The organism is Rahnella sp. Larv3_ips (assembly GCF_003697865.1).
Lineage (GTDB): Bacteria > Pseudomonadota > Gammaproteobacteria > Enterobacterales > Enterobacteriaceae > Rahnella > Rahnella rivi.
This window is the reverse complement of sequence record NZ_MJIB01000021.1, coordinates 798,347-808,323: the sequence shown is the minus strand read 5'-3', so window position 1 is coordinate 808,323 and position 9,977 is coordinate 798,347. Positions and strand designations below refer to the sequence as shown.

Genomic DNA, 9,977 nt, shown 5'->3' with positions numbered 1-9,977 from the left:
GGCGAACAAAGCGGCGGGTGGCAAAAAAAACCGCCTGCTTCTGATGTTTTTGCCTGTGCTGGTTGCAGTGTTGTTGTTACTCACGCCAGTCCCTGATGGTTTAGAGCCCCATGCCTGGCATTTCTTTGCCATCTTTGTCGGCGTCATCGTGGGTCTGATCTTCGAACCTTTACCCGGTGCCGTTATCGGCCTCACCGGCGTGGTGATTATCGCGTTGTTCAGCCAGTGGTTGCTGTTCAGCCCGGCGGAACTCGCCGATCCGAAATTCAAAATGGCGTCGCAGTCCTTTAAATGGGCCGTCAGCGGTTTCGGTAACTCAACGGTATGGTTAATCTTCGGCGCATTCATGTTTGCCGCAGGTTACGATAAAACCCAGTTTGGCCGCCGTCTGGCGCTGATTCTGGTGAAATATCTTGGCCGCCGCAGCCTGACGCTGGGCTACGCCATCACCTTTGCCGATCTTTTGCTGGCCCCTTTCACTCCGTCAAACACCGCACGAAGCGGCGGCACGATCTACCCGATCATCGCCAACCTGCCGCCGTTGTACGGTTCCAAACCGAATGATCCGAGCGCGCGTAAAATCGGCTCCTATCTGATGTGGGTGGCAATCACCGCAGCCTGTATCACCAGCTCCATGTTCCTGTCTGCGCTGGCGCCTAACCTGCTGGCGCTGGGTATTGTGAACAGCATCACCGGCATCAACATCTCCTGGGGAACGTGGTTCTTCGCCTTCCTGCCGGTGGGTTTGCTGCTGCTGCTGACCATGCCGCTGCTCGCTTACTGGTTCTATCCGCCGGAAGTGAAAATCAATGATGAAGTCCCGCGTTGGGCCACCGCAGAACTGGCGAAACTGGGCAGAATGTCCCGCCACGAGATCCTGCTGCTGGTCTTCGTTTGCTGCGCATTAGCTATGTGGATTTTTGCTGCCAGCTTCATTGAACCGGCCATGGCGGCGCTGCTGGTCGTGGTGCTGATGTTGTGGACCGGCGTGCTGAACTGGAACGATATCACCAGCAATAAACCTGCCTGGAACACCTTCGCCTGGTTCGCCACGCTGGTGGCCCTGGCTGATGGCTTGTCCCGCACCGGCTTCATCGCCTGGCTGGGTAAAGAAGGCGCGGCCACCATGGGCGGTATCTCTCCCGGAACCGCGACTATCGTGCTGCTGCTGGCGTTCTATCTGCTGCACTACCTGTTTGCCAGCACCACGGCACACACCACTGCGCTGTTGCCAGCCATGCTGACCATTGGCGCCGCCATTCCGGGCATCAACATGCAAGTGTTCTGTCTGCTGATGGTGACGTCTCTGGGTATCATGGGGATCATCACACCGTACGGCACCGGCCCGAGCCCGATTTACTACGGCAGCGGCTATCTGCCAACCAAAGATTACTGGCGCCTGGGCACCATCTTTGGTGCCATCTTCCTGGCGGCACTGCTGCTCATCGGCTATCCGTGGATGATGATGATGTTCTGACAGGGGCGATAACCCCTCTACAAAGCATTAACAGTACATTTACTGGAAGAAAACATATAAACCCCGTTGCCAGCCTGTGTATAAGGCTGGCAACATAGAGAAAGCATAAAAACGTCGCCCGAATTACCCCTGATTCACCCGAAACGAGAAGTCCTGCTAGTGGCGGCAATAACGGAAAAAGTGAGAAAACAATGTCGAACAAACCCTTCCATTATCAAGATCCCTTCCCCGTTACCAAAGACACAACCGAATATTACCTGCTGACCAAAGATCACGTTTCTGTGAGCAACTTTGACGGCGAAGAGATTTTAAAAGTTGAACCCGAAGCACTGACGTTGCTGGCGCAACACGCTTTCCACGACGCGTCATTCATGCTGCGCCCGGCGCACCAGAAACAGGTGGCCTCCATTCTTCATGATGCAGAATCCAGCGAAAACGACAAATACGTGGCGCTGCAATTCCTGAGAAACTCTGAGATCGCGGCGAAAGGCATTTTGCCTACCTGCCAGGATACCGGCACCGCGATCATCATGGGTAAAAAAGGTCAGCGCGTCTGGACCGGCGGCGGCGACGAAGCCAGCCTGTCAAAAGGCGTCTACAACACCTTCATCGAAGACAACCTGCGCTACTCGCAGAATGCCGCGCTGGATATGTATAAAGAAGTGAACACCGGGACCAATCTGCCCGCGCAAATCGACCTCTACAGCGTGGATGGCGATGAGTACAAGTTCCTGTGTATCGCCAAAGGCGGCGGTTCCGCCAACAAAACTTATCTGTATCAGGAAACCAAAGCGCTGATCACACCGGCGAAACTGAAAGGTTACTTGGTCGAAAAAATGCGTACGCTGGGGACGGCGGCCTGCCCGCCATACCATATCGCGTTTGTGATCGGCGGAACCTCCGCTGAAGCGACGCTGAAAACCGTGAAACTGGCCTCAACGCATTATTACGACGGCCTGCCAACCGAAGGTAACGAACACGGTCAGGCATTCCGCGATGTGAATCTGGAACAGGAACTGCTGGTCGAAGCCAACAATCTTGGCCTGGGCGCACAGTTCGGTGGCAAATACTTTGCGCACGACATCCGCGTGGTGCGTCTTCCACGTCACGGCGCGTCCTGCCCGGTCGGCATGGGTGTTTCCTGCTCCGCAGACCGTAATATCAAAGCCAAAATCAACCGTGACGGCATCTGGATCGAAAAACTGGAAGACAACCCAGGCCAGTACATCCCTGAAGCGTTGCGTCAGCAGGGCGAAGCGGGTGTGGTGAAGGTGGATCTGAACCGTCCGATGCCTGAAATCCTCGCGCAGCTTTCTGAGCATCCGGTGTCTACCCGCCTGTCACTGAGCGGCACGATTATCGTCGGGCGCGATATTGCTCACGCCAAACTGAAAGAGCGTCTGGATAACGGCGAAGGTTTGCCACAGTACATCAAAGATCACCCGATTTATTATGCAGGTCCGGCAAAAACTCCGGAAGGTTATGCCTCCGGTTCCCTCGGCCCGACCACTGCTGGCCGTATGGATTCCTACGTCGATCTTCTGCAATCCAACGGCGGCAGCATGATCATGCTGGCGAAAGGCAACCGCAGCAAACAGGTGACCGACGCGTGCCAAAAACACGGCGGCTTCTATCTGGGCAGCATCGGCGGCCCGGCTGCGGTTCTGGCGCAGCAAAGCATCAAGAGCCTGGAATGCGTGGAATACCCTGAGTTAGGGATGGAAGCCATCTGGAAAATCGAAGTGGAAAACTTCCCGGCATTCATTCTGGTGGATGACAAAGGCAACGATTTCTTCGAACAAATTCACGCAAGTACCTGCGCGAAGTGTGTGAAGTAAAAATTCCGTCTTTGAAATAAACAAAAGGCCTGCCGGAAACGGCGGGCCTTTTTTTATGCGATATATTTCGCTGACGCTACACGTTGATGGCGCGAACCTAATGAAAAATTACTTATGATCCCGGCGATATAAATCCCACTCGTCGAGGCGTTCGCCGCCCGGCAATACGCAATCTGCACGCGCGCCCTGCGCCGTTTGCACGCTCACCGACGTCCCGCCTTTTTGCTGACAATACACTGCCGCAGGATTCGCCATACCGATAGTTGGACGCTTCACCGGTGCCGGGTGAGACACTGCGCAACCTGCCAGCAAAGATGCCATCAGCAGGACAAAGAGTTTGTTCATAAAGACCTTCCTGGAAACGTAATTAAAAACGCAGGGGCATTTTAATCGCTTTCCGGCGAAGGTGCATTCAGATCAGTCGCCGCAAAAGTTACCTCATCTCACAAACCCGCAGCCCGTTAATGGCTATGATGAGAGTGTTTTTACGGCATCATTAATGAGGGAGGGTGATATGGAAAGGTACCAAAATAGGGGAGGAAATTCAGGTATCGTCGCGTTCACCATAACGGAAGATTCAGTGACTCTGAAGTTTAAAGATGGCTGGCATTATATCTATAATTCCATCCGCCCCGGACAGGCTGACGTGGACGTGATGAAGGCGATGGCGAAAACGGGCAGCGGACTTCATGGCTTTATCAATCGCAAGATCCGCAATAATTATTTCCACAAGTACCATTGAGAAATGATAAAGACAGAAAGCAGAGAAGCTAAATGAATTAAACGTTTGATAATCTGGGATTTTATAACAGAAATGGTGCCGACTACCGGAATCGAACTGGTGACCTACTGATTACAAGTCAGTTGCTCTACCTACTGAGCTAAGTCGGCATTTTGGAGTGTTACCGGGGAACTACGGGGTGCTAAATTAGTGAAATCTGATGCCGCCGTCAAGCCCCTGACAGTGCGTTTGCTGGTTTTCTCATCACTCTGCGCAATTTTATGAATTTGCACCGGTTTCATGAACAAAAATCCACCGGTGCAGCCGCTTTACGGACGCACTAAATCATCGCCGTAACCAATCCATTTATAGGTCGTCAGGGCTTCTAACCCCATCGGGCCGCGGGCGTGCAGTTTTTGCGTACTGACCGCCACTTCTGCGCCTAAACCGAACTGCCCGCCGTCGGTGAAACGGGTGCTGGCGTTGACGTAAACCGCCGAGGAATCGACTTCCCGCACGAAACGATCCGCGCTGCTGATGGAACGGGTGAGGATCGCATCGGAATGCTCGGTGCCGTAGGTGCGAATATGCGCCACGGCGGCATCCAGATCGGCCACGATCGTTACGTTCAGATCCAGCGACAGCCATTCGTCCTGATAATCTTCTTCGGTCACCGCCAGCACTTTCGCCGGGCCATTTTGCAGATACGGCATCGCGGATTCACTGGCGTGCAGGGTAACGCCTGCGCGGTGCATTTTGTCGCTCAGTTCCGGCAGGAAACGGGCCGCAATCGCCTGATGCACCAGCACGGTTTCCAGGCTGTTACAGGCGCTCGGACGCTGCACTTTCGCACTTTCAATGACAGTCAGCGCTTTATCGAAATCAACGCTTTCATCCACAAACGTATGGCAAACACCAATGCCGCCGGTGATCACCGGGATGGTGGACTGCTCGCGGCACAGTTTATGCAACGCCGCGCCGCCGCGAGGGATCAACATGTCGACGTATTTATCCAGACGCAGCAGTTCCGCCACCAGCGCGCGATCCGGGCTTTCGATCGCCTGAACCGCAGCTTTCGGCAGCCCGCACTCTTCCAGCGCCTGCTGAATGACTTTTACCGTCGCCTGATTGGTGTGGTGCGTCTCTTTTCCGCCGCGCAGGATCACCGCATTACCGGTTTTCAGGCACAGACTGGCGACGTCGATGGTGACGTTCGGGCGCGCTTCATAAATCACGCCAATCACGCCAAGCGGCACACGGCGTCGCTCAAGGCGCAAACCGCTGTCCTGCTGTGAACCATCCATCACCTGCCCCACCGGATCGCTCAGGCGGCAGACGTCACGCACATCGCTGGCGATTGCCGATAAGCGGGCAGGCGTCAGCAACAGGCGATCTAATAACGCTTCACTCATGCCGCTTTCGCGGGCAGAGGACATATCAAGTTCATTGGCAAGAATAATGCTCTGGCTGTTGGCCTCAAGCATGTCGGCCATCAGCATCAGTGCGCGGTTTTTCTGCACAGTACTGAGGGTGGAAAGCTGCCAGGACGCGGCTTTGGCGGCCTTGCCCATCTCGTTAAGCATGGAAAACTCCTTAACTGACAATCATGTCGTCACGATGCACGGCAACCGGGCCGTACTCGTAACCGAGAATATCGCTGATCTGCTGCGAGTGGTGACCGGCAATCATGCGCATCGCATCGCTGTTATAGCGGCTCACGCCGTGCGCTAGGTCGCGTCCGTTCAGATTACGGATGCGGATCACTTCGCCACGGGAGAAATCACCCTTCACTTCGCGGATGCCTTTAGGCAGCAACGAACTGCCGCGCTCCATCATGGCCGAAACCGCGCCGTCATCGATGGTGATTTCACCGGCTGGCGGTGCGCCAAAGATCCAGCGTTTACGGTTCTCCAGCGGCGTCTGCATGGCGTGGAAACGCGTGCCGACGGAAACACCGTTGATCACATCGGCGATCACGCCCGGCAGATTACCGGCGGCAATAATGGTATCGACACCCGCACGGCAGGCGACGTCAGCGGCCTGCAATTTGGTGGCCATACCGCCGGTGCCCAGGCCGGAAACGCTGTCACCGGCAATGCCGCGCAGCGCATCGTCAATGGTGGTGATTTCACGGATAAGTTCCGCTTCGGGATTGGTGCGCGGATCGGCGGTAAACAGGCCGCGCTGATCGGTCAGCAACAGCAGTTTATCGGCACCGGCCAGGATCGCCGCCAGCGCAGATAAATTATCGTTATCGCCGACTTTGATTTCCGCCGTCGCCACCGCATCGTTCTCATTAATAACCGGAACAATATGGTTATCGAGCAGCGCATTCATGGTGTCGCGGGCGTTGAGAAAACGCTCCCGGTCTTCCAGATCCGCACGGGTTAACAGCATCTGACCAATATGGATGCCGTAAATAGAAAACAATTGCTCCCAGAGCTGGATTAAACGGCTTTGCCCGACGGCAGCCAGCAGCTGTTTGGAAGCAATGGTGGCGGGGAGTTCGGGGTAGCCAAGGTGTTCGCGCCCGGCGGCAATGGCGCCCGACGTCACAATCACAATCCGATGCCCTGCCGCATGTTGCTGCGCGCACTGGCGAACAAGCTCAACAATGTGAGCCCGGTTGAGGCGGCGGGATCCGCCAGTGAGCACGCTGGTGCCCAGTTTTACAACCAGTGTTTGGCTGCCACTCATAGTCTTTCTGCCGTTATTGAAGTGAAAATAAGATTGAAGAAATCAGCTTTCTGATGTCTTTGTAACAGGAGAGAAGCGTTATGCCAACCGGCATAACGCTATAATAACAGCATTCATGATGGGAATGGGTAGTACGCAAGGCTGTGAAAGGTCAGGCGGAAAGCTTCACCGGTTCTTCGCTGAAATCATCAGCAGGTTCCAGTTTGAGAGACATCTCTTCAATCATCTTATTGAGGTTTTTGTGGAACCCCTTAAGCGTTGTCTCAAGCCTCTCGCGAACTTCAGCATCCTTAATGTTTTGTGCTTTCCAGTTGCCGTCTTTGTCGAACAAACCGAACTGATAAACATAGGTAAAACGTTCGGCTTCAGCTTGTAACTCAATCCACCAGCCCCAGAATTCACGCTTCTCTGGCGCGGGTTTCACGTTCACACAGACAGCTAAGCAGTCAAAGAAAAAGCGGTCGTTTTCGCATTTCCCTTCTCTAATGTACGGCCCCAATGTACCGAAACGTTTCATTAGCCTGCTTTTAGGATGACCACTTGGTAACGTCATAGTACAACCTCCATATAAAGACGATCCTTTTTAGCAAAACGTTAAGAATTAGCAACCATTAAGTTATCGCATTCTCTTTTGCAACCACTCACAAATCTCATGTAATGCGCGATCAAAATGGGCATAAAGCGGCTCACTTTGGATCGCCAAAATCTTGCCATCGGCGGAAGAGTCCGCAATCAGCCTCGCTTCGCTCTTCGGACTGAACACATCATTCTCCCAATAAGCGGCCAGCATTGGCGTCGGCGTTCTGCGCCCCAGCAAGCCCTGCATTTTCAGAGAATAACGATTAAGTTCTGTTTTAAGCGCAGAGTCGGACGCGCTGGACATACCAATGCGGCTGGCGAGAACGTCCATGTACATATCCGGCACCTGCTCCTGACATTTAGGATCACTGAGCAGCGAATGGACCAGCGCCCCCAAGGTGGCGACCGCGCGCACGCGGCGCGGCTCGAGATAGGCCAGCCGCACGGCAACGTTGGCACCAAAGCGATAACCCAGCAGGCTGACACGACCGGCATCGACCCACGGCACATCTGACAACTGCTGCAACACCTGCTGATGCAGGAAGCTGGTGTCCTGCGTCAGTTTCCACTTAGAGGAAAAACCGATCGACGGCATGTCGATGGTCAGCATCGCAATGCCCATCGGCGCAAGATACGTGCGGAACAGACGCTGATGGTCACTTTGCAACGTATCCAGACCGCCGCACACCATGACCGTCGGGAACGGCGCCTGCCCTTCGTTCGGCAGATGCAGAAAACCGGTGATCGGTGCCCCGCCGGGAATAGCAAAATCCAGCTCTTTTAACGTGTAAGGCGAATGTTCAGAAGATTTCTCGAAGGCTTTGTTGGCGAGCGCTTCAGCCTGTTCGGCCAGCGTATCGCCTTTCAGATGCGGATAACCGGCAATGCTGTAAAGGTTAGCGGCGTTCAGCCAGTATTCGCTGGCGAGATCAGGATCCTGCTCTTCAGCGGCTTTTTTCTGCCAGATCATCGCCTGATTCGACCATTCATAAATCCAGTTGCCATTGCGATAACCAATAACGGTATCCAGCAACAACGGATCGCTGTGCTCGGCTGTAGACACCGCAATGCGCGACAGCACTTCCTCCACTTCGAGCGGATCCACGCCGCGCCACATCCACATCAGACGGTTGATTGTCCGGTACCAGCAATTGACCGTATCCCCTTCCAGCGCGGAATGCATTGGCGGGTGGGTATTATGGTGATGAACGCGATGAACCAGCGTCGACGTTTCCGGGTATTTGAAGGAAGGTTTGAACAGCTTTTCCGTGAGATTGACTGGCGCCATGATGCATGATCCTCCGTTAGCAAGCAGTTGGTCGCCCGCAAGCCACCATTTCAGAACGGGATTATAACGTGTTAAAGGTGCGACAAGACAGGAGTGAGGTCAAGCAAGAGGGATTTCAAGGTAACCAAAGCAAAACGCCCGGCAATGAGCCAGGCGTTTAAAGCGCACCCCACGCGCCGTAAGCGCGAAGGATGACGAGTGTTATTTTCCGACCAGAGGAGGAACGAACACCACGCCCATATCCCACGGCTGTTCGATCCAGGTGTTCTGCGGGATGTCTACCACGTAGTCATCAACCAGCGGTGCGCCAGCCGGTTTGGCGAAGATCGTGATGAAATGCGCTTTCGGGTACATTTCACGGATCGCTTTCGCGGTGCCGCCGGTATCAACCAGGTCGTCGATCACGATGAAGCCTTCACCGTCGCCTTCTGCGCGTTTCAGCACCTGCATTTCGCGCTGATTATCATGGTCGTAGCTGGAGATACACACGGTATCCACATGGCGGATGCACAGCTCGCGAGCCAGCAACGCTGCAGGAACCAGGCCACCACGGCTGACTGCAATAATGCCTTTCCATTGTTCTGCCGGCAGCAGGCGTTTCGCCATTGTGCGGGCGTGGATTTGCAGCATGTCCCAGGTTACAACGTATTTTTCGCTCATAAAGGTGTCCCAGCCAGTGAATTGACGGCTTCTGAAATTTATTGGGGGGGAAAAAGGTTGCGCGAGATTATAGTGAGTCCGGCTCACAAAAACCAGCGATTATCTGGTTCCATCCGTCGCAACGCCCCGGATTTTATCCCGGCGCACGCGCACAGCTTCGGATTAAGTGATATTCTGTCAGGCCACTCGCCACAACGTCTGGCGGGGATTATTTAACCCTAAACCTACAGCATCTCAATCAGTTCCCCTGCTAATGGAGCCTGACTGAGCTGACTGTCACAGGAGACTTATAGTGTCTGAACTGTCTCAGCTTTCGCCACAACCGTTGTGGGATATTTTTGCCAAAGTATGTTCGATTCCACACCCTTCTTATCATGAAGAAGCGCTGGCAAAACACATCGTTGAATGGGCACAGGAAAAAGGTATCCACGCTGAGCGTGATGAAGTGGGTAATATCTTGCTGCGCAAACCGGCCACTAAAGGCATGGAAAATCGCAAAGCGGTTGCCCTGCAGGCGCACCTCGACATGGTGCCGCAGAAGAACAACGATACCGTTCACGATTTCACTAAAGATCCCATTCAGCCGTTCATTGAAGACGGTTGGGTAAAAGCACGCGGCACGACGCTGGGTGCGGACAACGGCATCGGTCTGGCGTCTGCGCTGGCGGTTCTGGCTGATGAAAGCGTCGAACACGGCCCGCTGGAAGTGTTGCTGAC

At 54.4% G+C, this 9,977-nt stretch carries 10 protein-coding genes and 1 tRNA gene; 4 read left to right on the top strand and 7 right to left on the bottom strand.

Features of this window, described 5'->3' with window-relative positions; translation table 11 throughout:
* Positions 1-1,477: anion permease (locus tag ED901_RS23285; protein WP_305775607.1), on the top strand; the 1,477-nt coding region annotated here is incomplete at its 5' end.
* A 191-nt stretch (positions 1,478-1,668) separates the two neighbouring features.
* On the top strand, positions 1,669-3,315 hold the full coding sequence (fumA, locus tag ED901_RS23280; RefSeq protein WP_056781447.1) for a class I fumarate hydratase FumA: 1,647 nt from the start codon (positions 1,669-1,671) through the stop codon (positions 3,313-3,315).
* Positions 3,316-3,423: 108 nt separating this feature from the next.
* On the opposite strand, the gene ED901_RS23275 is transcribed toward fumA, so the two are convergent.
* Positions 3,424-3,660 carry a DUF333 domain-containing protein gene (locus ED901_RS23275; RefSeq protein ID WP_056781450.1) on the bottom strand — a complete coding sequence of 79 codons (237 nt, stop codon included), beginning with the start codon at positions 3,658-3,660 and terminating at the stop codon, positions 3,424-3,426.
* 169 nt (positions 3,661-3,829) lie between these two features.
* On the opposite strand from ED901_RS23275, the gene ED901_RS23270 reads away from it, so the two are divergent.
* Positions 3,830-4,057, top strand: coding sequence for a hypothetical protein (locus ED901_RS23270; RefSeq protein ID WP_056781452.1), 228 nt, complete (start codon positions 3,830-3,832; stop codon positions 4,055-4,057).
* A 73-nt stretch (positions 4,058-4,130) separates the two neighbouring features.
* Here ED901_RS23270 and ED901_RS23265 read toward each other — a convergent pair.
* The 6 genes from ED901_RS23265 to gpt all read right to left on the bottom strand — a co-directional run bounded on the left by ED901_RS23265 (position 4,131) and on the right by gpt (position 9,260).
* Positions 4,131-4,206: transfer RNA gene (locus ED901_RS23265), tRNA-Thr, on the bottom strand.
* Between the two features lie 159 nt (positions 4,207-4,365).
* Entirely contained in the window at positions 4,366-5,619 is a 1,254-nt protein-coding gene (gene proA, locus ED901_RS23260; protein ID WP_122097382.1) for a glutamate-5-semialdehyde dehydrogenase, read from the bottom strand.
* Between the two features lie 10 nt (positions 5,620-5,629).
* Complete coding sequence (gene proB / locus ED901_RS23255; RefSeq protein ID WP_122097381.1) at positions 5,630-6,733, bottom strand: glutamate 5-kinase; 1,104 nt, start codon at positions 6,731-6,733, stop codon at positions 5,630-5,632.
* Between the two features lie 151 nt (positions 6,734-6,884).
* Positions 6,885-7,286 carry a sigma factor-binding protein Crl gene (gene crl / locus ED901_RS23250; RefSeq protein ID WP_056781470.1) on the bottom strand — a complete coding sequence of 134 codons (402 nt, stop codon included), beginning with the start codon at positions 7,284-7,286 and terminating at the stop codon, positions 6,885-6,887.
* 63 nt (positions 7,287-7,349) lie between these two features.
* Complete coding sequence (gene frsA, locus ED901_RS23245; RefSeq protein ID WP_056781472.1) at positions 7,350-8,600, bottom strand: esterase FrsA; 1,251 nt, start codon at positions 8,598-8,600, stop codon at positions 7,350-7,352.
* A 201-nt stretch (positions 8,601-8,801) separates the two neighbouring features.
* Positions 8,802-9,260: a xanthine phosphoribosyltransferase gene (gpt, locus tag ED901_RS23240; RefSeq protein WP_056781475.1), complete on the bottom strand. Its 459-nt coding sequence runs from the start codon at positions 9,258-9,260 to the stop codon at positions 8,802-8,804.
* A 292-nt stretch (positions 9,261-9,552) separates the two neighbouring features.
* On the opposite strand from gpt, the gene ED901_RS25525 reads away from it, so the two are divergent.
* On the top strand, positions 9,553-9,977 hold a 425-nt coding region (locus tag ED901_RS25525), incomplete at its 3' end, for a M20/M25/M40 family metallo-hydrolase (protein WP_240994003.1).

Bases quoted from the DNA above. Each gene is read 5' to 3' on its own strand.
- fumA (WP_056781447.1), top strand. From the start codon at position 1,669: ATGTCGAACAAACCCTTCCATTATCAAGATCCCTTCCCCGTTACCAAA.
- ED901_RS23275 (WP_056781450.1), bottom strand. From the start codon at position 3,660: ATGAACAAACTCTTTGTCCTGCTGATGGCATCTTTGCTGGCAGGTTGC.
- ED901_RS23270 (WP_056781452.1), top strand. From the start codon at position 3,830: ATGGAAAGGTACCAAAATAGGGGAGGAAATTCAGGTATCGTCGCGTTC.
- proA (WP_122097382.1), bottom strand. From the start codon at position 5,619: ATGCTTAACGAGATGGGCAAGGCCGCCAAAGCCGCGTCCTGGCAGCTT.
- proB (WP_122097381.1), bottom strand. From the start codon at position 6,733: ATGAGTGGCAGCCAAACACTGGTTGTAAAACTGGGCACCAGCGTGCTC.
- crl (WP_056781470.1), bottom strand. From the start codon at position 7,286: ATGACGTTACCAAGTGGTCATCCTAAAAGCAGGCTAATGAAACGTTTC.
- frsA (WP_056781472.1), bottom strand. From the start codon at position 8,600: ATGGCGCCAGTCAATCTCACGGAAAAGCTGTTCAAACCTTCCTTCAAA.
- gpt (WP_056781475.1), bottom strand. From the start codon at position 9,260: ATGAGCGAAAAATACGTTGTAACCTGGGACATGCTGCAAATCCACGCC.